Origin of the sequence: Pseudomonas sp. RA_35y_Pfl2_P32, assembly GCF_963970735.1 — a bacterium.
Lineage (GTDB): Bacteria > Pseudomonadota > Gammaproteobacteria > Pseudomonadales > Pseudomonadaceae > Aquipseudomonas.
This window is the reverse complement of record NZ_CAXAQF010000015.1, coordinates 96,083-119,543: the sequence shown is the minus strand read 5'-3', so window position 1 is coordinate 119,543 and position 23,461 is coordinate 96,083. Positions and strand designations below refer to the sequence as shown.

Annotated in this window: 26 protein-coding genes; 16 read left to right on the top strand and 10 right to left on the bottom strand. The window is 59.1% G+C overall.

What is annotated here, in order from left to right; translation table 11 throughout:
• Nucleotides 1–35 precede the first annotated feature (35 nt).
• On the top strand, nucleotides 36–1,037 hold the full coding sequence (locus tag AACY45_RS16760) for a PleD family two-component system response regulator (protein WP_339546482.1): 1,002 nt from the start codon (nucleotides 36–38) through the stop codon (nucleotides 1,035–1,037).
• A gap of 140 nt (nucleotides 1,038–1,177) precedes the next feature.
• Here the strand turns inward: AACY45_RS16760 and AACY45_RS16755 are convergent, their stop codons facing one another.
• From AACY45_RS16755 to AACY45_RS16735, 5 genes are read right to left on the bottom strand one after another with little or no spacing between them, the layout of a single operon-like run.
• Nucleotides 1,178–1,357 (bottom strand): rubredoxin, encoded by a 180-nt coding sequence (locus tag AACY45_RS16755; protein ID WP_339546481.1) that lies wholly within the window; start codon nucleotides 1,355–1,357, stop codon nucleotides 1,178–1,180.
• 20 nt (nucleotides 1,358–1,377) lie between these two features.
• A complete protein-coding gene (locus tag AACY45_RS16750; protein WP_339546526.1) occupies nucleotides 1,378–1,716 on the bottom strand; it encodes a hypothetical protein in 339 nt (112 codons plus the stop codon).
• 14 nt (nucleotides 1,717–1,730) lie between these two features.
• Nucleotides 1,731–2,444: a hypothetical protein gene (locus AACY45_RS16745; protein ID WP_339546480.1), complete on the bottom strand. Its 714-nt coding sequence runs from the start codon at nucleotides 2,442–2,444 to the stop codon at nucleotides 1,731–1,733.
• 26 nt (nucleotides 2,445–2,470) lie between these two features.
• The gene (locus tag AACY45_RS16740) at nucleotides 2,471–3,205 is read right to left on the bottom strand and encodes a ferritin-like domain-containing protein (RefSeq protein ID WP_339546478.1); all 735 of its coding nucleotides are present in this window, start codon (nucleotides 3,203–3,205) and stop codon (nucleotides 2,471–2,473) included.
• A 27-nt stretch (nucleotides 3,206–3,232) separates the two neighbouring features.
• Nucleotides 3,233–4,582, bottom strand: a complete 1,350-nt coding sequence (locus tag AACY45_RS16735; RefSeq protein ID WP_339546477.1) for a saccharopine dehydrogenase C-terminal domain-containing protein — start codon at nucleotides 4,580–4,582, stop codon at nucleotides 3,233–3,235.
• Nucleotides 4,583–5,057: 475 nt separating this feature from the next.
• On the opposite strand from AACY45_RS16735, the gene prfB reads away from it, so the two are divergent.
• The 7 genes from prfB (at nucleotide 5,058) to AACY45_RS16700 (ending at nucleotide 11,823) form a co-directional block, all read left to right on the top strand.
• Nucleotides 5,058–6,153, top strand: a protein-coding gene (prfB, locus tag AACY45_RS16730; protein ID WP_339546476.1) for a peptide chain release factor 2 whose coding sequence is annotated in 2 segments (ribosomal slippage) — nucleotides 5,058–5,129 and nucleotides 5,131–6,153 — 1,095 coding nt in all. Because the reading frame shifts where the segments join, the coding sequence is not laid out codon by codon here.
• Nucleotides 6,154–6,268: 115 nt separating this feature from the next.
• Nucleotides 6,269–7,771, top strand: a complete 1,503-nt coding sequence (gene lysS, locus AACY45_RS16725; protein WP_339546475.1) for a lysine--tRNA ligase — start codon at nucleotides 6,269–6,271, stop codon at nucleotides 7,769–7,771.
• Between the two features lie 97 nt (nucleotides 7,772–7,868).
• Entirely contained in the window at nucleotides 7,869–8,585 is a 717-nt protein-coding gene (locus AACY45_RS16720) for a TetR/AcrR family transcriptional regulator (RefSeq protein ID WP_339546474.1), read from the top strand.
• A 57-nt stretch (nucleotides 8,586–8,642) separates the two neighbouring features.
• Nucleotides 8,643–9,203 carry a hypothetical protein gene (locus AACY45_RS16715; protein ID WP_339546473.1) on the top strand — a complete coding sequence of 187 codons (561 nt, stop codon included), beginning with the start codon at nucleotides 8,643–8,645 and terminating at the stop codon, nucleotides 9,201–9,203.
• A 26-nt stretch (nucleotides 9,204–9,229) separates the two neighbouring features.
• Entirely contained in the window at nucleotides 9,230–10,507 is a 1,278-nt protein-coding gene (locus AACY45_RS16710; RefSeq protein ID WP_339546472.1) for a flavohemoglobin expression-modulating QEGLA motif protein, read from the top strand.
• A gap of 75 nt (nucleotides 10,508–10,582) precedes the next feature.
• Nucleotides 10,583–11,497, top strand: coding sequence for an alpha/beta hydrolase (locus tag AACY45_RS16705; RefSeq protein WP_339546471.1), 915 nt, complete (start codon nucleotides 10,583–10,585; stop codon nucleotides 11,495–11,497).
• On the top strand, nucleotides 11,494–11,823 hold the full coding sequence (locus tag AACY45_RS16700; protein WP_339546470.1) for a hypothetical protein: 330 nt from the start codon (nucleotides 11,494–11,496) through the stop codon (nucleotides 11,821–11,823). Before AACY45_RS16705 ends, AACY45_RS16700 begins: the two co-directional genes overlap by 4 nt.
• Before the next feature lie 116 nt (nucleotides 11,824–11,939).
• Here the strand turns inward: AACY45_RS16700 and AACY45_RS16695 are convergent, their stop codons facing one another.
• From AACY45_RS16695 to AACY45_RS16685, 3 genes are all read right to left on the bottom strand, one after another.
• Nucleotides 11,940–12,728 carry an OmpA family protein gene (locus tag AACY45_RS16695; protein WP_339546469.1) on the bottom strand — a complete coding sequence of 263 codons (789 nt, stop codon included), beginning with the start codon at nucleotides 12,726–12,728 and terminating at the stop codon, nucleotides 11,940–11,942.
• Nucleotides 12,729–12,782: 54 nt separating this feature from the next.
• Complete coding sequence (locus AACY45_RS16690; RefSeq protein WP_339546468.1) at nucleotides 12,783–13,196, bottom strand: DUF4398 domain-containing protein; 414 nt, start codon at nucleotides 13,194–13,196, stop codon at nucleotides 12,783–12,785.
• A gap of 285 nt (nucleotides 13,197–13,481) precedes the next feature.
• Nucleotides 13,482–13,826, bottom strand: a complete 345-nt coding sequence (locus AACY45_RS16685; protein ID WP_339546467.1) for a pilin assembly protein — start codon at nucleotides 13,824–13,826, stop codon at nucleotides 13,482–13,484.
• Nucleotides 13,827–14,041: 215 nt separating this feature from the next.
• Here AACY45_RS16685 and ppc point away from each other — a divergent pair, with 215 nt between their 5' ends.
• The 7 genes from ppc (at nucleotide 14,042) to AACY45_RS16650 (ending at nucleotide 21,259) form a co-directional block, all read left to right on the top strand.
• Complete coding sequence (gene ppc / locus AACY45_RS16680; RefSeq protein ID WP_339546466.1) at nucleotides 14,042–16,672, top strand: phosphoenolpyruvate carboxylase; 2,631 nt, start codon at nucleotides 14,042–14,044, stop codon at nucleotides 16,670–16,672.
• Nucleotides 16,673–16,960: 288 nt separating this feature from the next.
• Nucleotides 16,961–17,608: an adenylate kinase gene (gene adk / locus AACY45_RS16675; protein WP_166588584.1), complete on the top strand. Its 648-nt coding sequence runs from the start codon at nucleotides 16,961–16,963 to the stop codon at nucleotides 17,606–17,608.
• Between the two features lie 93 nt (nucleotides 17,609–17,701).
• Nucleotides 17,702–18,376 carry a tRNA (adenosine(37)-N6)-threonylcarbamoyltransferase complex dimerization subunit type 1 TsaB gene (gene tsaB, locus AACY45_RS16670; protein WP_339546465.1) on the top strand — a complete coding sequence of 225 codons (675 nt, stop codon included), beginning with the start codon at nucleotides 17,702–17,704 and terminating at the stop codon, nucleotides 18,374–18,376.
• Nucleotides 18,377–18,529: 153 nt separating this feature from the next.
• Nucleotides 18,530–18,826 carry a hypothetical protein gene (locus AACY45_RS16665; protein WP_339546464.1) on the top strand — a complete coding sequence of 99 codons (297 nt, stop codon included), beginning with the start codon at nucleotides 18,530–18,532 and terminating at the stop codon, nucleotides 18,824–18,826.
• Nucleotides 18,826–19,686, top strand: a complete 861-nt coding sequence (locus AACY45_RS16660) for a DUF72 domain-containing protein (RefSeq protein WP_339546463.1) — start codon at nucleotides 18,826–18,828, stop codon at nucleotides 19,684–19,686. The genes AACY45_RS16665 and AACY45_RS16660 overlap by 1 nt, the downstream gene beginning before the upstream one ends.
• A gap of 33 nt (nucleotides 19,687–19,719) precedes the next feature.
• A complete protein-coding gene (locus AACY45_RS16655; RefSeq protein ID WP_339546462.1) occupies nucleotides 19,720–20,541 on the top strand; it encodes an isocitrate lyase/PEP mutase family protein in 822 nt (273 codons plus the stop codon).
• Between the two features lie 70 nt (nucleotides 20,542–20,611).
• Nucleotides 20,612–21,259 carry an extensin-like domain-containing protein gene (locus AACY45_RS16650; protein WP_445261192.1) on the top strand — a complete coding sequence of 216 codons (648 nt, stop codon included), beginning with the start codon at nucleotides 20,612–20,614 and terminating at the stop codon, nucleotides 21,257–21,259.
• A gap of 3 nt (nucleotides 21,260–21,262) precedes the next feature.
• Here AACY45_RS16650 and AACY45_RS16645 read toward each other — a convergent pair whose 3' ends face one another.
• Nucleotides 21,263–21,889, bottom strand: coding sequence for an energy transducer TonB (locus tag AACY45_RS16645; RefSeq protein WP_339546461.1), 627 nt, complete (start codon nucleotides 21,887–21,889; stop codon nucleotides 21,263–21,265).
• 93 nt (nucleotides 21,890–21,982) lie between these two features.
• Between AACY45_RS16645 and AACY45_RS16640 the strand changes: the two genes are divergently transcribed.
• Complete coding sequence (locus tag AACY45_RS16640; protein WP_339546460.1) at nucleotides 21,983–22,765, top strand: class I SAM-dependent methyltransferase; 783 nt, start codon at nucleotides 21,983–21,985, stop codon at nucleotides 22,763–22,765.
• 41 nt (nucleotides 22,766–22,806) lie between these two features.
• Here AACY45_RS16640 and AACY45_RS16635 read toward each other — a convergent pair whose 3' ends face one another.
• Nucleotides 22,807–23,442 carry a TetR/AcrR family transcriptional regulator gene (locus AACY45_RS16635; RefSeq protein WP_339546459.1) on the bottom strand — a complete coding sequence of 212 codons (636 nt, stop codon included), beginning with the start codon at nucleotides 23,440–23,442 and terminating at the stop codon, nucleotides 22,807–22,809.
• Between the last annotated feature and the right edge of the window lie 19 nt (nucleotides 23,443–23,461).

Sequence of the window (23,461 nt, the reverse complement as noted above, 5' to 3'; positions counted from 1 at the left end):
CGGTACGGGCCACGTAGTATCTCAGGTGAATCCCCATGGATGAGTTACAGCTCGACGCTTTCAAGAACGATGAAAATGCCGCGATGGTGCTGCTGGTCGACGACCAGGCCATGATCGGCGAAGCCGTGCGGCGGGGTCTGGCGAACGAAGACAACATCGACTTCCATTTCTGCGCCGACCCGCACCAGGCCATCGCCCAGGCCATTCGCATCAAGCCGACGGTGATCCTGCAGGACCTGGTGATGCCCGGCCTCGACGGCCTGACGCTGGTGCGCGATTACCGCAACCACCCGGCGACCAAGGACATCCCGATTATTGTGCTCTCGACCAAGGAAGATCCCTTGATCAAGAGCGCGGCGTTTGCCGCCGGGGCCAACGACTACCTGGTGAAGTTGCCGGACACTATCGAGCTGGTGGCGCGCATCCGTTATCACTCGCGCTCCTACACCACGCTGATCCAGCGCGATGCGGCCTACCGGGCGTTGCGGGTCAGCCAGCAGCAGTTGCTCGACACCAACCTGGTGCTGCAGCGGTTGATGAACTCCGACGGCCTGACCGGCCTGTCGAACCGCCGGCACTTCGACGAGTACCTGGAACTGGAATGGCGGCGGTCGCTGCGGGACCAGACCCAACTGTCGCTGTTGATGATCGATGTCGACTACTTCAAATCTTATAACGACAGTTTCGGCCATCTTGAGGGTGATGAAGCCCTGCGCAAGGTGGCGGCCGCGATCCGCGATGCCAGCAGCCGGCCCTCGGACCTGCCGGCGCGTTATGGCGGTGAAGAGTTCGCCCTGGTGCTGCCCAACACCTCGCCGGGCGGTGCGCGGCTGGTGGCGGAAAAACTCCGTCAGACCGTCGCAGCCCTGAAGATTCCGCACATCGCCCCAGCCGAAGGGGCGAGCCTGACCATCAGCATCGGCCTGTCGACCATCACCCCGAAGCAGGGCAGCGACTGCCGGCAATTGATTTCGGCGGCTGACAAGGGCTTGTACCTGGCCAAGCACAATGGGCGCAATCAGGTGGGGATTGAGTAACAGCTTTCGACGCTACATATGGGGCTGTTTAGGGGGGGGGTGAAAAAGTAGCTGGCAAGCTTGGTATTCTAAAATAAGTTTGTCAGCTAATTACGAGTGTTTAAGGATTTTTTGATGTGGTTCGCAAGTAAGATCAGCTATCACGATAGAATTGATTTCTCAAAATCTTCCTTGGGCATCTGACAATCCGGGCATAACCAGTTGTCAGGGATATTCTCCCAGTGCGTTCCGGCTGGTATGCCGTTCATAGGGTCACCTACCATTGGGTCGTATTCATAGCCGCAGACAGTGCAGGTCATTGTGTTTTTTTTGAGATGCATGGTTATGTCCTATTGATTTTTTAGAGTGTTATCGTGGCAATTAGTCCGGTCGCCCCTAAGAAAAAACCTATTAGTGCTCCTCGTTCAGGTAGTTCCTTTAACATTGCATAGATAACAATGGGCTCTAGAATAAGTAGTAGCGTCAAAGAGGCGACTGTCACCACCCAAATGTTTCCGGTGGCCTTGTATCCAAGCCAGTATGCAAAGATCAGGCTTGTGCCGGCAATGCTAATGAGTAGTATTGGCTTGAGAAACATTAATGGGGTTTCCATTGGTTGGCTCTCAAGTTTTGAGGCATATACTTCGCTGTAAATAGTTAATATTTCGCCGAAGGTCATGAGTGCTAAGGCTGTGATCATGTAGTAGTGGTTTTTCATTTTTGACCTTTGGCGAGCGCTGATAAAATTGTATCAATTACAGTGCTGCCGAGTTGATTTTTTTCAAGTAAGAAGTGTGGTCCGTCGTGATCAAGTAGGAATGTGTTTTGGTAGCTTCCTGCTTCGAGTTTGGCTATGTTGTAAAGTGCATTTTCAGCCATGCCTAAGTTCGTGGTGTGGGTGTGTTTCAGTATTTTTATCGCGTTTCCAAAGTGAATTGCTTCGTCGGCTATTAAATTTTTAATCCATGTGTTAAAAGCAGGGTGTCCGAACTCGCTATAGAAAGTGTCTTTTTTGTATGTCTTGACCGAAATGTATTCGTCGTAGGCAAACATGAGTAATAGGTTGAATTCGCTGGAAAGTGTTTCTTCGAGACGCTCAAAATTTCCTTTTCTTGTCTTTAACTGGTCAATCAGCTCCTCTTCGCTTGAGCCGAATAAAAGACGATTCAGCTCAAAAAAACCATCAGCATGATTTTTCTCATCTGCAAACCAGTAATCTAAGTATTGAACAAAGTATGGTGAGAAGTTAGATCTTTGCAAGTGTAGGCGATGGTAAAGGTTGATGGCGTCATATTCTGAAACTAAATCCGCCATGAAAAAATCACGGTATTTAAGATCGATTTTTGAGTTTTTCCAACCGCTGTCCGATATTTCATTAAATATGGCTCGGGAGCTCCAGTTTCTTTTGGCTAAAAATGCTGGCTTCATTTGTTTTTATCCTGGTGGACTACTTTTTATTCGTTAAGTTTTTTTATGATGGTAGGAATGATCATGTTTTTAATTTCTTGCTTGGATATAGGGAAGTCGGGTGTGTTATGGTCCAAAGCGAATGTGCCGGAATAGGTTTCTTTTCTAAAGTCTATGTCGAAAATTTCTTCAAGGATTGAAGGAGTCTCATTTATCCGATCAGCAAATAATTCTTTGGCTTTCTGTACAAAGGAAAAGAAGTGAGCGGCCTCATCTTTTTTTGTTTTTCTGATCCAGGTGGATAATTGTTGGGATGCGAATTTGTCGTGCTTGGCTATGCTTCGATGATAAACATGCGTAGTGATTATCTCGTCGTAGGCGAGCATGATGAGTAATTTGAAAGCGTCATTCGTTATTGGGCTGATGAGGCTGAAGTCTGGTTTTCTTATTTCAGCTTCCAGTACGATTTGGTCGAGCGGTATGCCCGTGTAGGACGCATAAATCAGGGAAAAGCCGTAAGCGTGGTCAATTTCGTCCCTGAGCCATGGATTTAATACCTCTACCAGTGTTGGGAAGTAGTCTGCGTGTTGGGTTTCTAGATACCAGTACAGACGCCGAGCATCGTATTCTGTAATGATTGAGTCAAATAATATGTCCGCCCATTCAGTGCGCTCGACCTCGCTAAGGTTAATAACGGGGAATCTGAAATTAGCCAGAACTACTGCGGCGCCAGGGGTTGGACGAACTCCGAGGTTATGGTTGATATTCGCTGTTATCTTCATTGTTCTGACGCTCCGTCGTTTGTGGAGTTAACAGTTAGGTGCTACTCGGAAGTTGTTGAATAGCAAGGAGTTGTCAGTTGGGTTTGGCCGCCAGTCCGTTTCCTGTGTAACTATAGGTTGCCAGTACCGCTCTGCGAAGTCGTAAATGTATTGCCAGTCGAGATGTTCAGATTCTAATGCCCCTGACTTGGGGTTCGCTTCAGCCCACTTCATTCCAGCCACTATGCTTGAGACAACTTGTAAGCTTGTAGCGCTATTGTGCTTGGCCATTTTCCGCGCCTTTCCTATTGAGAGGTTAGAGCCGAGCCAGAATGATTTGTACTTTTTGCTAATTAGGAAGATTCCTAGTTCATCTATTCCTGAAACAATGGCGTCCTTTAGTACTTCTTTGGTGGCGACTTGGCGTTCACTTCCTTCAGTAAGTAGTTGCATCGAGTCTATCGCTTGGTCACAAGGGTGGTAGGCGTAATAGACGGTCGGGCGATAATCGGGTTTTAGTGGGTTGCCTAATGTTAAGTACTCCGCAATGGAAAGTGATTCGTTGTGAGTTAGTAAATATGCGAAAAACTCCAGGTAGTTAGGTGACCAACTTTTTACTATGATCTCTTGCCCTCGTTCGGTTAATTTCAACGAGTGATCTATGACTTTGGCTCTGGGTGGCACAGTCTCTTCGTGCGACCCCCATCCCATTTCTGCTGGTTGCAAACACTCCGTGATGAAGCCGTCTACTGACCAAGTGCACATGAAGTTATGTTTTTTACGAACTCCTGAGGTTATTTGAGTGTCTCGCTCTGATATCTGAATAACTTGCAATTGTAGCTTCTCAGCTAGCTCGGCCCACGCGATCTGTGCCGTTGGTCTATCGTGAATGTTATTAATGGCTGCCATTTCAATCATTGCTTTTTTGAGCAGGATCGAGATGAAGCCTGGGTTTGCACCATGTGCAACAAGTGCTGTTGTTGTGGGTGTTTGAGATTGTACGTATTGTTTAAACTCTTCCCGCAGGTGATGATTGCTGGTAAGGGTATGGTCTTTCTGAAACTCATACTCCCAAGGTTCTATGCACGTATCTAGATAAAGTGTGTCGAAGCGTTGAGCAAGGTCAATCAAAGCTATGCTTGAGACGGATACCGCCAGGTTCAAAAGAAAGCTGTGGTTGCTTAATAGTGGTGACAAAACCTCGCTAAAATTCTCATTGGTTATCAGTTGCTTGTTCAAGGTGGCCGAAAACTCTTTTGCGATGCTCTGTTGATTCTGGTTTGCTTCTTTGTCGAATATGACTATTTGCGCGTTGGTGTAGTTTTCTATTAATAAAGGAAGCAGTGCTTGAGCGATGCTGCCAAAACCTACAATTATTATGTTGTTAGTAGGTCTCATTATTATTCCTTTTTTTGAGGGGTGAGTTGGTTTTTAAGTGCGATTGTCATTGGATAAGGTTGTACGGTCTAAATGTAGGAAGCTAAGCTGGTCCACAAAAAGTGATTTTGTGTTTTTTAGAGTGAGTGCTTGTTTTCTCAAGTTTCTTTGTGTTGCTTATTTATAGGGGGGTGCGGGCCACTACGCAATTATTAGTTGAGTAGGATCTGTCCGCTTTCTTTGATGTTATTTCCTACAGCCTTATCGATGTATTTGTCTGGCCGCGGATAAGTTTTCTGAGAGGATGTGACGGTGTCCGGATCGGGATAGTGGCATTGCCTCGCTTTTAAGGGCTTCAGCCCATGGCATGCGCTCGTTGGCATGCCCAGGCTGAGCCCACTGATTTCGATGATTGGCGGCCAGGCGGGCTGCCGTGACGGCCTGATTACGTTATACTCGCCGGCTTTCAAAAGTTCGCCAACGAGTGCTGCCCGCCATGGAAATCAACCCGATCCTTAACAGTATCAAGGACCTGTCCGAGCGCTCCGAAACTATTCGGGGGTATCTTTGACTACGATCAAAAGCATGAGCGTCTGACCGAGGTCAATCGCGAGCTTGAAGATCCGAACGTCTGGAACAACCCTGAGTACGCTCAGAACCTGGGTCGCGAGCGCTCGCTGCTGGCCCAGATCGTAGAAACCCTCGATGAGATGTCCAGCGGCCTGGCCGATGCCAAGGACCTGCTGTTGATGTCTGCCGAGGAAGAAGACCAGGCCGCCGTCGATGACGTCGCTGCCGAAGTCGAACGCCTGCGCGAGGCCCTCGAGAAGCTTGAGTTCCGCCGCATGTTCAGCGGTGAGATGGATGCCAACAACGCCTACCTGGACATCCAGGCCGGCTCCGGTGGCACCGAGGCCCAGGACTGGGCCAACATCCTGCTGCGCATGTACCTGCGCTGGGCGGACAAACGCGGTTTCGACGCGACCATCATGGAACTGTCGGCCGGTGAAGTTGCCGGGATCAAGGGCGCCACCGTGCACATCAAGGGTGAGTACGCCTTTGGCTGGTTGCGCACCGAAATCGGCGTGCACCGCCTGGTGCGCAAGAGCCCGTACGACTCCGGCAACCGTCGCCACACCTCGTTCTCGGCCGTGTTCGTGTCGCCGGAAATCGATGACAACATCGAAATCGACATCAACCCTTCGGACCTGCGTATCGACACCTACCGCTCCTCGGGTGCCGGTGGTCAGCACGTCAACACCACCGACTCGGCCGTACGTATTACCCACGTACCGACCAACACCGTGGTCAGTTGCCAGAACGAACGTTCCCAGCACGCCAACAAAGACACCGCGATGAAAATGTTGCGGGCGCGCTTGTACGAGCAGGAAGTGCAGAAACGCAACGCCGCTTCGCAAGCCCTGGAAGACACCAAGTCGGACATCGGCTGGGGTCACCAGATCCGCTCGTACGTGCTCGATGCGTCGCGGATCAAGGATCTGCGCACTAACATCGAGCGCAGCGACTGCGACAAGGTGCTCGACGGCGATATCGACGAATACCTGGTGGCGAGCCTCAAACAAGGCCTGTAAGACATGCAACACGGGATCGCCTGACACACCGCGATCCTCTGTAGGAGCCGGCTTGCCGGCGATCCCCAGGCCGCAGGCCTGGGGGCAACGAACCTGTGATGGAATTTTTGAAGACATGAGCGACCTAGAACTCGATCCGCAAGCCCTGCAACAGGAAGAAAACACCCTGATCGCCCTGCGCAAGGAAAAGCTTGCTGCCGAGCGCACCAAGGGCAACGCCTTCCCGAACGACTTCCGCCGCGACAACTACTGCGATGCCCTGCAGAAGCAGTACGCGGACAAGACCAAGGAAGAGCTCGCAGAGGCTGCAATCCCGGTCAAGGTTGCCGGTCGCATCATGCTTAACCGTGGCTCGTTCATGGTGATCCAGGACATGTCCGGGCGCATCCAGGTCTACGTCAACCGCAAGACCCTGTCCGAAGAAACCCTGGCCGCGGTGAAAACCTGGGACCTGGGCGACATCATCGCCGCCGAAGGCACCCTGGCCCGTTCCGGCAAGGGCGACCTGTACGTGGAAATGACCAGCGTGCGCCTGCTGACCAAGTCGCTGCGCCCACTGCCGGACAAGCACCACGGCCTGACCGACACCGAGCAGCGTTATCGCCAGCGCTACGTTGACCTGATCGTCAACGAAGAAGTGCGCCAGACGTTCCGCGTGCGTTCGCAGGTTATCGCCCATATCCGTAGCTTCCTGATGAAGCGCGACTTCCTTGAAGTCGAGACGCCGATGCTGCAAACCATCCCCGGTGGTGCTGCGGCCAAGCCGTTCGAGACGCACCACAACGCGCTGGACATGGAAATGTTCTTGCGCATCGCGCCTGAGCTGTACCTCAAGCGCCTGGTGGTGGGCGGCTTCGAGAAAGTTTTCGAGATCAACCGCAACTTCCGTAACGAGGGCGTTTCGACTCGTCACAACCCTGAGTTCACCATGTTGGAGTTCTACCAGGCGTACGCCGACTACGAAGACAACATGGACCTGACCGAAGAACTGTTCCGTGAGCTGGCGCAGCTGGTCCTGGGCAGCACCGACGTGCCGTACGGCGACAAGGTGTTCCACTTCGGCGAGCCGTTCGTACGTCTGTCGGTATTCGACTCGATCCTCAAGTACAACCCTGAGCTGACGGCCGACGACCTGACCGACATCGACAAGGCACGGGCCATCGCCAAGAAAGCCGGGGCCAAGGTCCTGGGCTTCGAAGGCCTGGGCAAGCTGCAAGTGATGATTTTCGAAGAGCTGGTCGAGCACAAGCTGGAGCAGCCGCACTTCATCACCCAGTACCCATTCGAAGTGTCGCCGCTGGCCCGTCGTAACGACGACAACCCGAACGTCACCGACCGTTTCGAACTGTTCATCGGTGGTCGCGAAATCGCCAACGCCTACTCCGAGTTGAACGACGCGGAAGACCAGGCCGAGCGTTTCATGGCCCAGGTGGCCGACAAGGACGCCGGTGATGATGAGGCCATGCATTACGACGCCGACTTCGTGCGTGCGCTGGAGTACGGCATGCCGCCAACGGCGGGTGAGGGCATCGGTATCGATCGCCTGGTGATGTTGCTGACCAACTCACCGTCGATCCGCGATGTGATCCTGTTCCCGCACATGCGACCGCAAGCGTAAATGCCGCAGTGAAAAAGCCGCCTACGTCAGGCGGCTTTTTATTGCCTGTATGGAACAAACGTATCAACTTATTGCTTCCAACTGCGAGGTAAGACCGGTGAATCGTGCAAATGCTCAAGAAGGAGCAGCGGGGATCGCCACGGCGGTCGCTGAAAGTGTTCAGTACCAGGGCCGCAAGGCCAGCCGACAGGGCAGTGAACAGCGTCGACAGGACATTCTCGACGCCGCGATGCGCATTGTCGTGCGCGACGGTGTGCGAGCGGTGCGGCACCGCGCCGTGGCCGCCGAGGCCAGCGTGCCACTGTCGGCGACCACCTACTATTTCAAGGACATCGATGACTTGCTCACCGATACCTTTGCCCAGTACGTGGAGCGCAGCGCGGCCTACATGGCCAAGCTGTGGGCCAATCATGAAGGGTTGTTGCGCGAGATGGTTGACAGTGGGGATGGCAGCCCCGAGTCGCGTTCGCGGCTGGCCGACGACATTGCCCGGTTCACCGCTGACTATGTGCACCGGCAATTGCTCAATCGCCGCGAGCACCTGATGGCCGAACAGGCGTTCCGCCAGGAAGCCTTGCTCAACCCGCGCCTGGCGTTGCTGGTACGTTCCCATCAGCAGATTCTCCTGCAGGGCACCTGCCAGCTATTTCAGGTGCTGGGCTCGCCCGAGCCGCAGCAGGATGCCAAAGTGTTGACGGCGATAATCGGACGGATGGAATATCAAGGCCTGCTTAACGAGGCAGAGCCGTTGGCGGAGGAAGAAATGCTCGGAATCCTCACACGGTATATGCATTTGGTGCTGGCCTCGGTGTAACCCTTCGCAGGGCAGATGACTGGGGCGGTGTCGGCGTGTGTTCATTGGGAGTCTTGAATGAAGTACTGGCGTGTCATCGTGATCACCCTGTCGTTCCTGCTGCTCAGCGGCTGCCTGGTGTCATTCAACCAGGCCATGCCGGGGAGCGAGGCTGCGCCGGCGGGTTTGCTCGGCAAATGGACCAGCAAGAATGCCTGGGGTGAAGCACAGAACCTGGACCTGACCCGCGTCGGCCCGGACCGCTACCAGGCGGTCAGCTACTTCAAGGCCAAACCCAAGGAGCGCGAGGCCTATCCGTTTACGGTGTCGCGCCACGGCAACCGCTGGTACCTCTCGGCCAAGGTGCCGGCCCAGTACGGCGGCCATTTCACCATCGCCGGTTTTGAGCTCAACGATAAACAGGAGCTGGTGATCTATAACCTCGACCTGGAGCAGATCCGCCAGGCGCTTGGGCAACACCTCCAGGGTGAGCCGTTCAGCACCGATGACGGCGATGGCGTGCTGATCAACAGCAGCATGGACCAGGTGTTTGCCTACCTCGACGATCCGGCCAATTCCGACGTCTTCGTCGAGGCCGCACGGTATCAACGACCGCACACCACTCAATCAGCGCAGTAGGCAACGGTTAACCAAGGGAGCAACCGGTGGACGATTACCAACAGACGATACGCACCTTGTCTGATCGCATAGTGCTGGCGCAAACGCCGATCCGGGTCCTCGATGCGGTGAAGTGGGACGACAACATCCGTACGGGCTTCCTCAAGGCCAATGGCAAGGAAATGCCGGCGGTGGATCGGGACTATTACCTCAATCGGCCCCTGGCCTTCGATTCGAGCAAAGTGAAGCTGGAATTCCAGAACATCGAGCGCGACATCACTCGCCAGCTCGGCCAGTTCAACCCGGTCGGGCAGATCATGCGGCGCATGTGCAAGGAGTACCGCATGGTGGTGCGGATGCTCGAGGCCCGTGGCACCGAGGATTTCGGGCTGATATCCCAGGAGCTGTATGGCGCGGCGTCCGATGCGTTCCATGCCGGCGATCCGACCCTGGCCGATCTGGGCCTGATGATGTCCGACTACCTGAACAACATCGATGGCCGGGGCGACCTCAAGGACGAGCCGAAGATCCTCACCGCCAAAGAGGCCGTGCACCTGCTGCAGACCCGCTTGAACAAGGTGTTTGGCGAGGCCGAGGAAACCATCCGGGTGTTCGAGTCCGACGGGATCGTCGCCGATGCGGCGGCCGGTGCCGACTACATCAAGATTCGCACCGACGCGATGTTCAACGAACGTGACGTGCGCGCCCTGGAGGTGCATGAGGGGCTGGTGCACGTCGGCACCACGCTCAACGGGCTGAACCAGCCGATCTGCACCTTCCTCTCCAAGGGGCCGCCGTCTTCGACGGTGACCCAGGAGGGCCTGGCGATTCTGATGGAGATTATCGCCTTCGCCTCCTACCCCAGCCGCCTGCGCAAGCTGACCAACCGTACCCGGGCGATCCACATGGTCGAGGAGGGCGCGGACTTCCTGCAGATTTTCGAGTTCTTCCGCGAGCAGGGCTTCGAAATGGCCGAAAGTTATGGCAATGCCAGCCGGGTATTTCGTGGGTCGGTGCCAAACGGGCTGCCATTTACCAAAGATTTGTCCTATCTCAAGGGCTTTATCATGGTTTACAACTACATTCAGTTGGCCGTGCGCAAAGGCAAGCTTGAGCAGATCCCGTTGCTGTTTTGCGGCAAGACGACTTTGGAAGACATGCGCACCCTGCGCCAGTTGGTGGATGAAGGCCTGGTGGAACCGCCCAAGTACCTGCCCGCGCAGTTCCGTGACATGAACGCGTTGTCGGCCTGGATGTGCTTCTCCAACTTCCTCAACCACCTGAGCCTGGACCGGATCGAAGCGGACTACTCCAATATTCTGTAACCCCCTCCCATCGGTAGGAGCACGGCTTGCCCCTACCGAGGTGGGCGCCCCGATTTTTTTGCGAGGTTTCACCGGATGAGAATCCTCGGCATCCTTTGCCTGTTCCTGAGCCTCAGTGGCTGCAGCTCATTGCTGTTCTATCCCGAGCCCGGCCTGCCGTTTACCCCGGACAAAGCCGGGCTGCAGTACCGCGACGTCAGCCTGACCACTGCCGACGGGGTCAAACTGCACGCTTGGTGGTTGCCGGCAAAAGAAGGTGTCGCGGTCAAGGGCACCGTCCTGCATCTGCACGGCAACGGCGGCAACCTGGCGGCGCACCTGGGGGGCAGTTGGTGGTTGCCCAAAGAGGGTTATCAAGTGCTGCTGCTGGACTATCGCGGTTATGGCCTGTCAGAAGGCGAGCCCGGTCTACCGCAGGTCTATCAGGACATCGACGCCGCGTTCAAATGGCTGGACCAGGCGCCGCAGGTGCAGGGCACGCCGCTGATTGTCCTCGGCCAGAGCCTGGGCGGTGCGATGGCGTTGCATTACCTGGCCGAACGCCCGCAGCGCCAGGCGCAGCTCAAGGCATTGGTGCTCGACGGTGTGCCGGCCAGTTACCGCGAAGTGGGCCAGTTTGCCCTCAGCACCTCCTGGCTGACCTGGCCGTTCCAGGTGCCGTTGTCGTGGCTGGTGCCGGACGCTGACAGCGCGATCCGCGCCATGCCCCAGGTCAACGCTGTGCCGAAACTGCTCTACCACAGCATCGACGATCCCATCGTGCCTCTTTCCAACGGCATCCGACTGTATCAAGCTGCGCCCCCGCCGAAGGTCCTGCAATTGACCCGCGGTGGCCATGTGCAGACATTCGCCGACCCGGTCTGGCGAACCGTCATGCTGCGCTATCTGGACGATCCGCAGCACTTCAATGGTGTGCGCCGCCTGGGAGAAATCCCCAATTACCCGGCCCCCAGCCATTCATCCGATCAACCGCAAGAGAATCCGCAATGAGTGAAGAACGTAACGCCATTCCACTGATCATCACCGGTATCTGCAGCATCCTGGGCACGGTCGCTGCCCTGTGGTGGTACGGCTACCTGCACTTTGCCAAGCCGGAAGACGCCTTGCTGCTCAACGAGTTCACCATGCTCAAGACCGTGCCGGGCGAAGACTATAAGGTCTCCCTGGAGCCTGCGGCCCAGGTCGCGCAATGCATCGACGGCGTGCTGGTGTTGTTCGACACCGAACAGAAAGGCCTGACCGGTGTGCTGATCAACAGCAAGAAAAAAGCCGTGCGCTGCATGGGGCAGGAAACTCCACAACAGCTCGAACCCTGAGTCCATGACTCCGCTGCAAATTCTGTAGGAGCGTGCGCCAGGTATTGAGGACGCCGTTACGCAAAAGCCCCGCCTGATCGAATCAGGCGGGGCTTTTGCGTAACGGCGTCAAACGCTTAGTTTGCGCTCACTGCCGAACGCGGGATCACCGGCTGGTTGTCGTTGGAAATGGTCACTTCCACCCGACGGTTCATGGCCCGGCCCGAGACGCTGCTGTTCTCCGCCACTGGGTACTCTTTGCCGTAGCCCTGGGCGACCACGCGCGCCGGGTCGACGCCCATTTTCACCAGGGCCATGCGCACCGAACCGGCACGGCGTTCGGAGAGGCTCTGGTTGTAACTGGCGGCACCGGTGCTGTCGGTGTAACCCTCGACAATCACCTTGCGGTCCGGATTTTCGGCGAGGAAATGCGCCAGTTTGTTGATGTTCACCAGGCCGCTGGATTTCAGTTCAGCCTTGTTGGTTGCAAACAGCACATCGCCGAACGTCACCAGGGTGCCGCGATCGGTTTGCTTGGCGTTGAGGCTGTTTTGCAACTGCTTGATCTGCGCGTCACGGGCATCAAGGCGGGCTTGGGCCCGTTGCGCCGAAGCATTTTTCAGGTCGGCTTCGGCGGTACGCAGGGCGATGGTCTGCTTGGCGACTTCAACGCGCTGGTTGGTCAGGTACGCCAGTTGATCGACCTGCTCGGTCTTCTCGCGCTCCTGGAAGGCTTTGTCGGCCTTGTCCAGGTAGTCGCTGGCTTCCTTGGTTTCCAGGGCCGCAACTTTACTTGCTTGTGGATTGGCCTGCAGGCCCGAGTAGTTGGTCCGGGCCTGTTCCAGGTTGGCATTGGGTGGCGTCGAGCAGGCGGCCAGGGTAACGCTGGCGGCCAGGAGAGTTGGGATCATCAATTGCTTACGCATAGTGGTTCGTCCTTTCTATCGATTCGCGGGTGCACAGGGGCGTGAGGGCAGGGCTTACTGCACGCTGCGCTGGCTTTCCTGGCGCATTTCCTGAACGCCTTGCTGAGAGTCCTTGAGCGCCTGCCCGGCTTTCATCGCCTGGGCTTTACGTTCGGCGACGCGGGCATCCCACTCAGCCTGTTCGGCCAGCATTCGGGCCTGGTCGTATTGCTTGTCGTGCATGGCCAGTTCGGCTTGTTTGAGCTTGTCCTGAGCCGACTTCATTTCCACGGCGGCAAACTCGGTGCCGCCGGCACTGACCGCGCTGTTGACCGCCGATTGGGTGACGGCGTACTGCTCGGTTGGCGGGTTGCCGGCACAACCGGCCAGAACGAAGCTGCAACCGAGTGCCAGGGCGGCCAACTTGAGACCGCGCGGGAATGTGGACGGGGTGGTGGCGGTGCTGGTTTTCATGGTCTTCAACTCCATTGGATAACTCCTGAAAATCGTCAAATCCATCCTGGTCGTGGAGCCGTGGGAGCGATGGGGCGAGGTCTGTGACAGCGTGGGTTGGTACGGCTGTTCCAGTGATGGTTACTGGCTGTGACCCGAGGCCTTTTTTCAAAGTTCAGAAAAGATGGCGAATCGCCCGAAAAAAGATCGAGGGTTGGCGCGAGGCTCTAAACCGGGAACTTTTGCATCGCGCAGGAGTATCCCCAGGCCACGAAGGGCTCAGGAATACGCAGTTTCAAGGAGGGTCGAGCGGGGTGTCGCCTAGTGTTTCTGCTTGCCGGCTGCCGCCGAAAGGTCATGCAGATGTTGCCGGGACAGGGCGAGGAAACGGGGGGTAGGGCCGACGTCTTCGTAGAGCGGATCACCCTCTTCGTCCGTGGCAATGACCTGCTGGCCCTTGATGTACGGAAAGCTCGCTTCGAGCTCCTCCAGGGCGGCGCCAATCAGTTCCCCGAGCAACTCTTCGGGATGGCGCTTGGGGTACATTTCGCTGAGTGCCGCCAGGCGTGCCGCGGCTTCGACGTCCAGGTGAATGCTGTAGCCGGTCTTGGTCAAACGGCCTTTGGCGGTTTCTTCCCAATGCTGGGCCAGTTCACGGATTTTCATAATGACCTCAATAGTCACCTGCTCGTGACAGGTTGTGATGAGTCTGCGGCGGTGGCCGGTAGCAAGCCTGGGTAGGGCTTACTCATGAGACTAGCCGCAACCGCCAAGGTTTAAAGTCGATTCGTCGCCTGCTTGTAAGAACCGGCTGCGAGCGGCACTCTTGAGCCTCAAGGACTGCGCCTGATAGCTGACCGCCATTCGCTGGAGAACTGCTGATGACCGATATCGATGCACGCTTGCGCGAGGATGTTCACCTCTTGGGTGAGCTGCTGGGCAACACCATCCGCGAACAGTACGGGGATGGTTTTCTCGACAAGATCGAGCAGATTCGCAAGGGTGCCAAGGCCGACCGGCGCGGCTCCATGGACGCCGAACTGAGTGCCAGCCTCAACCAGTTGAGCGAGGACGAACTGCTGCCAGTGGCGCGGGCGTTCAACCAGTTCCTCAACCTGGCGAACATCGCCGAGCAGTACCAGTTGATCCATCGCCGCGAAGAGTCGCAGCCGGCACCATTCGAGGCGCGGGTCCTGCCGCAACTGCTGGCCCGCCTGCGGGCCGAGGGCCACAGTGCCGAGTCACTGGCCCGACAATTGGGACGGCTGGAGATCGAGCTGGTGCTCACCGCGCACCCCACCGAAGTGGCGCGCCGCACCCTCATCCAGAAGTACGACGCGATTGCCGCGCAACTGGCCGCGCAGGACCATCGCGACCTTACCAGCGCCGAGCGTGAACAGATCCAGCAACGCTTGCAGCGCTTGATCGCCGAAGCCTGGCACACCGATGAAATCCGCCGCACCCGACCCACCCCGGTGGACGAGGCCAAGTGGGGGTTCGCGGTGATCGAACATTCGCTGTGGCAGGCGATTCCCAATTACCTGCGCAAGGCCGACCTGGCCCTGCAGACCGCCACCGGCTTGCGCTTGCCGCTGGAAGCCGCGCCGATCCGTTTTGCCTCCTGGATGGGCGGCGACCGGGACGGCAATCCCAATGTGACGGCGGCGGTGACTCGTGAGGTGTTGCTGCTGGCACGCTGGATGGCGGCGGACTTGTACCTGCGCGATGTCGATCAACTGGCCGCCGACCTGTCGATGCAAAAGGCCAGCGCAGCGCTGCAGGCCAAGGCTGGTGACAGTGCCGAGCCTTACCGGGCGGTGCTCAAGCAATTGCGTGATCGACTGCGGGCGACCCGCAACTGGGCCCAGGCTTCGTTGGCGGCGAACAGCCCGGCCGGGGCCGATGTCCTGCATAACAACCGCGACCTGCTGGACCCGCTGGAGCTGTGCTACCAGTCGCTGCACGAATGCGGCATGGGGGTGATTGCCGATGGCCCGCTGCTCGACTGCGTACGCCGGGCCGTGACCTTCGGCCTGTTCCTGGTGCGCCTGGACGTGCGACAGGACTCCACCCGCCATTGTTCGGCGATGACCGAGATCACCGACTATCTCGGCCTGGGGCGTTACGAAGACTGGGACGAGGAAGCGCGCATCACGTTCCTCATGACTGAGCTGCACAATCGCCGGCCGCTGTTGCCCAGTCACTTCAAGCCTTCAGCCGACACCGCGGAGGTCCTCGCGACCTGCCGGGAAGTCGCCGCCGCCCCGGCAGCTTCGCTGGGCTCCTATGTGATCTCCATGGCCGGCGCTGCCTCCGACGTGCTCGCCGTGCAACTGCTGCTCAAGGAGGCCGGGGTACTGCGGCCGATGCGCGTGGTGCCGTTGTTCGAAACCCTGGCGGACCTGGACAACGCCGGGCCGGTGATCGAAAAACTGTTGCTGCTGCCCGGCTACCGCGCGCGTTTGCAAGGCCCCCAGGAAGTGATGATCGGCTACTCCGATTCGGCCAAGGACGCCGGCACTACGGCTGCAGCCTGGGCGCAATACCGGGCGCAGGAGCGGCTGGTGGATATCTGCCGTGAGCAGCAAGTCGAGCTGCTGCTGTTCCATGGCCGCGGTGGGACCGTGGGCCGTGGCGGTGGCCCGGCCCACGCGGCGATTCTGTCGCAGCCGCCGGGTTCGGTAGCAGGACGCTTTCGTACCACCGAGCAGGGCGAGATGATTCGCTTCAAGTTCGGCCTGCCGGACATCGCCGAGCAGAACCTGAACCTCTATCTGGCCGCTGTGCTGGAGGCGACCTTGCTCCCGCCACCGCCGCCGGAACCCGCGTGGCGCGGTTTGATGGACGAATTGGCCGCCGATGGCGTGAGCGCTTATCGCGCGGTGGTGCGGGAGAATCCGCAGTTTGTCGAATACTTCCGCCAATCGACCCCCGAGCAGGAGCTGGGACGGCTGCCCCTGGGCAGTCGACCGGCCAAGCGCCGGGCCGGTGGCATTGAAAGCCTGCGGGCGATCCCATGGATCTTCGGCTGGACCCAGACCCGCCTGATGCTGCCCGCCTGGCTGGGGTGGGAAGCGGCGTTGAGCAAGGCGCTGGCCCGTGGCGAGGGTGAGCTGCTGGGGCAGATGCGCGAACAATGGCCATTCTTTCGCACCCGAATCGACATGTTGGAAATGGTCCTGGCCAAGGCCGACGCGGACATCGCCAGGTCCTACGACGAGCGTCTGGTGGAGGCTGATTTGTTGCCTTTGGGGGCGCATTTACGCGACCTATTGTCGCAGGCGTGCGCGGTGGTCCTAGGCCTGACTGGCCAGTCGCAGCTGCTCGCCCATAGCCCCGATACCCTGGAATTCATCCGGTTGCGCAACACCTATCTGGACCCCCTGCATCTATTGCAGGCCGAGTTGCTGGCCCGCTCGCGGCAGCAGGAGGTGGCACAGGGCAGCCCGGTGGAGCAAGCGTTGCTGGTGTCTGTAGCGGGGATTGCCGCCGGTTTGCGCAACACCGGCTAAGGCTCGATGGGTAATGTCGGCAGCCCGCAGTGTCCGGCGTAGGGGCCGCCGGGCAGGGTTGCCGGCGCCTGCCAGGCGACACTTTGTTATGGGGTTGCGACTTGGAGTACCTCGTCGCAACGGCACGACCGGAGCGGGTTCCTCCGACTTTCGGCGGCTTGTGTGGGCCGTGCCTGCTGTGTATCTTGATCAGCCTTTGGCCGTTTGGGCGGCCCACGACCCTATTCTGAGATTGGCCCCACGCGGCGAATCCGATCGTTTATAAATAAGAAATTGAGGAGCACATCGATGCGCGTCATTCTGCTGGGAGCTCCCGGGGCCGGTAAAGGTACTCAGGCTAAGTTCATCACCGAAAAATTCTCCATTCCACAGATCTCCACCGGCGACATGCTGCGTGCGGCGGTCAAGGCGGGCACCGAGCTGGGCATCAAGGCCAAGAGCATCATGGATGCCGGCGGCCTGGTCTCCGACGACCTGATCATCGCCCTGGTCAAGGACCGTATCGCCCAGCCGGATTGTGCCAACGGTTTCCTGTTCGACGGTTTCCCGCGCACTATCCCCCAGGCTGAAGCACTGGTCAGCGAAGGCGTCGAGCTGGACCACGTGGTGGAAATCGCCGTCGACGATGAAGAAATCGTCCAGCGTATCGCCGGTCGTCGTGTCCACGAAGCCAGCGGCCGCGTTTACCACACCGTGTACAACCCGCCAAAACTGGCTGGCAAGGACGACATCACTGGCGAAGAGCTGGTGCAGCGCAAAGACGACACCGAAGAAACCGTGCGTCATCGCCTGTCGGTCTACCACGACCAGACCAAGCCTCTGGTGGCGTTCTACCAGAATCTTGCGGCTGCCCAGGGCAAGCCGAAGTACAGCCACATTGCAGGCGTGGGTTCGGTTGAAGCCATCACCGGCAAGGTGCTTGAAGCACTGAGCTGATAAAGCTCATCGGCGTTACGTTCAACGGCCCGCTTGCGGGCCGTTGTTGTTTATACTGACGGACTTTTTTCTACGACGCTGACGGAAACATCGATGAGTACCTTGCTGGCCCTGGACACCGCGACTGAAGCTTGCTCCGTTGCCTTGCTGCATGACGGCAAGGTCACCAGCCATTACGAGGTGATCCCACGCCTGCATGCGCAGAAGCTGCTGCCGATGATCCAGCAATTGCTGACCGAGGCGGGCACCACCTTGCAGGCGGTCGATGCGATTGCCTTTGGTCGTGGGCCTGGGGCGTTCACCGGGGTACGGATTGCCATCGGCGTGGTCCAGGGCCTGGCGTTTGCCCTGGATCGTCCGGTGTTGCCGGTGTCCAACCTGGCCGTGCTGGCCCAGCGCGCGTTGCGCGAGCATGGCGCGACTCAGGTGGCGGCCGCCATCGATGCCCGCATGGACGAAGTCTATTGGGGTTGCTACCGCGAAACCGCCGGTGAAATGCGCCTGGTAGGCGCCGAGGCGGTGCTGCCACCGGAAGTCGCGGCACTGCCCGCGGATGCTGCGGGCGAGTGGTTTGGTGCCGGTACCGGTTGGGGGTATGCCGAGCGCATAGCGGTCAGCCTGAGCGGCCAGGACGCCGGCATGCTACCCCACGCCCAGGACTTGCTGAGCCTGGCGCAGTTCGCCTGGGAGCGCGGTGAAGCGATTGTGGCCGACAACGCCCAGCCGGTGTACCTGCGCGACAAAGTGGCGACCCCCAAGGCCCGCTAAGCCTTCGTCAGTGACCGTGCCTGCAGTCAATCGTCAGTTTCTGGCCCAGGCTTTTAAACCTTTTGCCTTTTATGTGTTCTAGTTATCACTTGGTCATTTGCGCGCCGCAGTAAGTGCCGCTAAATTGCCGTCATTGATAACGAGTTTATCTCTATGCGCGTAGACGGTTTTTCCTCGCAGTCCTATCCCATCCCTCGCAAGCCACGCAAAGGCAGTGCGACGGTGGACGAGTCCGTGCTGGACCACGACGACGAACCGCAAGTGCCCTCTGAAGAGCAACTGGCCGCCCGCGCCGCCCAGCGCACGAGCAATCTGCCCGCCCGCCCGCAAGACCTGCTCTACCGCCGCGCGATGAGCCGGCATGTCTCCCTGGCCCTGGCCAGCTACCTGAGTACCGCCGCTTTCGTCGATTGGGACATGGAAGTGTTGGGTCTCGACCTGCACATCTGATGTCGCTGCCGTATTTCATCGGCTGTCCGTCCTGGAGCGAACTCGCCTGGCGCCAGTCCCTGTATCCGCAAGACGCCCGTCCCAACCAGTTCCTGGCGCTGTATTCCCAGGTGTTCAACGCGGTTGAAGGCAACACCACCTTTTATGCGCGTCCGGCTCCGGCGACGGTGGAGCGCTGGGCGCAAACCATGCCCGGGCACTTTCGTTTCACCGCCAAGTTCCCCAGCGATATCAGCCACGGCGGTGACCTGCGTGAGCAACTGACGGCCGCCGAGTCTTTTGTGCAACTGCTCAGCCCGCTGGGTGAGCGGGTGGCGCCGTTCTGGCTGCAGCTGTCGAAGGCCTTCACCCCGCAACGCTTGCCGGAACTCGCCGGGTTTATCGACGGTTTGCAGCGGCCCCTGGCGGTGGAAGTGCGGCATCGGGATTTCTTTGCCAAGGGCGACGCCGAGCGCCAGTTCAATCGCCTGCTGCTGGCGCGTGGCGTGGAACGGATCTGCCTGGATCCACGCGCGTTGTTCAGTTGCACCTCGCGCGACCCTGGGGTCCTGCATGCGCAGTCGAAGAAACCCAACGTGCCGACTCGCCCGGCGGCGTTCACCCAGTGCCCGCAGGTGCGCTTCATCGGTCATCCGCTGTTGCAGGCCAATGATCCGTTCCTGACGCCCTGGGTCGAGAAAATCGCTCAGTGGATCGAAGAGGGACGCACGCCGTACATCTTCCTGCACACCGCCGACAACCTGCAGGCAGCCGCGTTGGCGCAGCACTTTCATGCTCGGTTGATGACGCGTTTGCCTGGCTTGCCGGCGCTGCCTGAGCTATACAGAGAACCCGCCGCGGAGCAGCTTGGGTTGCTCTGACGACGGGCCCATCCCCGCGACAGGAACAAGCCAATGGCCACGCAGATCCTCAAAGCCCAAGCGTTCAAAGCCTTGCACGAAGGTCCCGGGACCTTTGTGATCCCCAACCCCTGGGATGCCGGTTCGGCCAGGATGCTGGCCAGCCTGGGTTACCCGGCGTTGGCGACCACCAGTGCCGGTTACGCGTTTTCCATGGCCCGCCCCGACGGCGCGCTGAAGCTTGAGGACACCCTGGCCAACGTCCGGGCGATAGTCGCGGCCAGTGACTTGCCGGTTGCCGTGGACCTGGAAAACGGTTTTGCCGATGACCCTGCGCTCTGCGCCGAAAGCCTGCTGCGTGCCGCCAGTGCCGGGGCCGTCGGTGGTTCCATCGAAGACGCCACGGGCCGCGAAGACGGCCCCATTTACTGCTTCGAGCATGCCGTGGCGCGCATCGAAGCGGCGGTGGCGACCGCACGCAGCCTGCCATTCCCCTTCACCTTGACCGCCCGCGCGGAGAACTACCTGCACGGCAACCCAGACCTGGCCGACACCATCCGCCGCCTGCAGGCGTTTGCCGAGGCGGGCGCCGATGTGCTGTATGCCCCCGGCCTGCGTACGGCCGCAGAGGTGCTGGCGGTGGTGCAGGCGGTGGCGCCCAAACCGGTCAACGTCTTGATGTCCGGGGGGCTCAAGCTCACCGTAGCGCAACTCAGCGAGATGGGCGTCAGGCGCATCAGCGTCGGTTCGGCCATGGCCTTGGCGGCCTATGGCGAGTTCTTCCGCGCCGCCCGGGAGATTCAGGAGCACGGCACCTTTGGCTTCACCGAGCGCTCGATGCCGTATGCGCAGGCCAATCAACTGTTCAAAGACTGACTGACGGGGCGTGAGGGTGACGTGGGTGAAAGTCCTGGCGCTGTTGTTGTTGTTGCTGGTGGGAGTTGTGATGTTCGGCGTCTGGCGTGGCTGGTTGCCCGTGCCTGCGGCGTGGAATCCCTGGGCGCCGCTGGACGTACAGGCGGCGCCGAACCTGCTGACGCGCTACAAGCTGATGCGCTTGCGCGACAACCCGGCACTCTGTGACCAGGTACTCGCCACCTCCGGCCTGACGTTCAGCCGCCAGGCCGACAGCCCGGCCGATGCCGCCTGCCCGTTGCACAACACCTTGCGTGTGCAAGGCGGCGAGGTGGCGCTGAGCAGCAGCTTTCTCGCCAGTTGCCCCTTGGCCGTCGCCTTTGCCCTGTTTCAGCGTCACGCGCTGCAGCCGGCGGCTCAGGCGGTCTACGGTCAGGGGGTGGCGCGGGTCGATCACCTGGGCAGTTTTGCCTGCCGCAATATGTACAACCGGGAAAAAGCCGCGCGCAGCCAGCACGCCACGGCCAACGCCCTGGACATTGCCGGGTTTCGCCTGGCCGATGGACGCACGGTCAACGTGTTGCGCGACTGGCCACAGGACAACGACAACGCGCGGTTTTTGCGTAAGGTGCGGGATGACGCCTGTGAGGTGTTTAATGTGGTGCTGAGCCCAGACTACAACGCCGCCCATCGCAATCATTTTCACCTGGATGCGGGGCCCTGGTGGGTCTGTCGCTGAGACTCAGGCGGCGATGCGCAGGTTGTGCAGGATGATCGGCCGCGCCCAGCGGGTGTCGAAGTCCAGTTGCTTCTGTTGTTCGACCTGTTCTTCCGGCGGATAGGGCGGGGCAGGCGGCGGCAACAGTTGCAGCTCGAACTCGGCAATCGGCAGGAACAGCGCCCGCGGTTGTGGTGCCGGGCCCGGGCCCGGGGGCGGCAGGGGTTGGCCGGCCGTGAGCACCAGCGGGCGCAGCCACTCGTGGTCGAAGTCCTGTTGCGCTTGCTGGGCGACGATCTCGTCAGCTGGGAAGGGCGGGGCTGGCGGGTCCAGCAGGTCCATCTCGAATTCGGCGATCGGCAGGAACAACGGCTCGGGCGGGCGGATCTCGGTATCGACGATGTCGTACGCACGCTGGCTGACAATCTCGTTCAGCAGCTCAGAGCCGCCAGGGGGCTCATCCGGGCCATCGATGGCCACGGGTGTGTAGTCGCCTGCGGCCGGTACCCGGCCACCCAACTGATCGGCCAGGGCCTGGGCAAAAAAATCCTGCCACAGGTGACTGACGCCGCTCAGTGTCTGGGTGTTGTGCCGGCTGTATTCGCGGTAAGGCGAAATAAACCCGGCGGGTACGTGTTGAATGTCTGACATTTTTCTCGGTCGACGCTCAGCTCTGGCAAAATGCTCGATAGTTTGGTTATCGGCCGTTTTTGCCGATCATTAATTTTTTGAGTGTGTTTTCTGATGAGTGAGCAACCTGCGGCCAGCCGCATCAAAGTCCAGGCCCTGGCGGATGGCTTTCAGGCGCAAGCCATGCATTGGGCCGAGCGCCTGGGCCTGCCGCTGCAGTTGGACGATGCCGAGTTCGCCCTGCAAGTGGGCGAGCAGGGTTTGCAGTTGCAGCAACTGGGGCCGGATGTGCCAGGTCCGGTGCGGGTGGATTTCGTCGAGGGTGGCGCGGCCCATCGCCGGTTGTACGGCGGCGGCAGCGGACAGATGATCGCCAAGGCGGTGGGGGTCGCCCAAGGCGTGCGCCCCAGGGTGCTGGATGCCACGGCGGGGCTGGGCAAGGACGGTTTTGTGCTGGCCAGCCTGGGCTGCGAAATCAGCCTGATCGAGCGCCAGCCGTTGATTGGTGCTTTGCTCGAGGACGGTCTGGCCCGGGCGGCAGAAGACTTCGACGTGGCACCGATTGTCGCGCGGATGCGCTTGCTCAAGGGCAATTCGATCGAGCTGATGCGTAATTGGGAAGGCGAGCCGCCGCAAGTGATCTACCTCGACCCGATGTTCCCGCACCGTGAGAAAACCGCATTGGTGAAAAAGGAAATGCGCCTGTTTCGCCCGTTAGTGGGGGACGACGCGGATGCCCCGGCCCTGCTGGAAGCCGCCCTGGCCTTGGCCAGCCACCGGGTCGTGGTCAAACGCCCGCGCAAGGCACCGTGCATTGCCGGGCCGAAGCCGAGCCATGCGCTGGATGGCAAGTCCAGCCGGTATGACATCTATCCGAAAAAAGCACTCAAGTCGTAAGCTACAAGCTGCAAGCTACATGGCTTGCAGCTTGTAGCCACCTAGGGCCGATACGCCCGCATAAACAATCCCACCACTTCCTGCACATGGGCTTCGGCCGCCTCGCCGATGGGGGGGGCGCCGCAGCCGTAGAGCAGGCGGAAATTTCCCGCGCCCTTGAGCAGGCAAAAGAAGTGCTCGGCGGCATTGCGCGGTTTGTCGATGCGCAAGGCCCCCAATTGGTCGATCTTGCCGAGCAAGCGCTCCATGCCGTTGAGCATCCGTTGCGGGCCGGCGTCGAAGAAGATCAGCGAGAGCTTCGGGTCCTGGCTGCCCAGGGCCATGATCAGCCGGTGCAGGTTGACTGATTCATCGCTGTTGATCAGTTGATGAAAGCCTCGGGCTATGTTCAGCAGTACATGTTCTACCGGCATGCCGTCGGGCAATTCGAAGTACAGGGTGGGCACTTGCTCTTCGCACTTGGCCATGACCGCGGCACTGAACAGCGTCTCCTTGTCATTGAAGTGGCTGTAGACGGTCAGTTTTGATACGCCGGCCTCAGCCGCCACCGCGTCCATGCTGGTGCTCGAATAACCGTTGCTCAGGAACAGGCGCTTGGCTGCCTCGAGGATCGCTTCGCGCTTGGCGAGATCTTTTGGGCGACCCGGGCCGTTGGAGGGAGAAAGAGTGTTGGACATTTTTCGCTTTTAATACTGG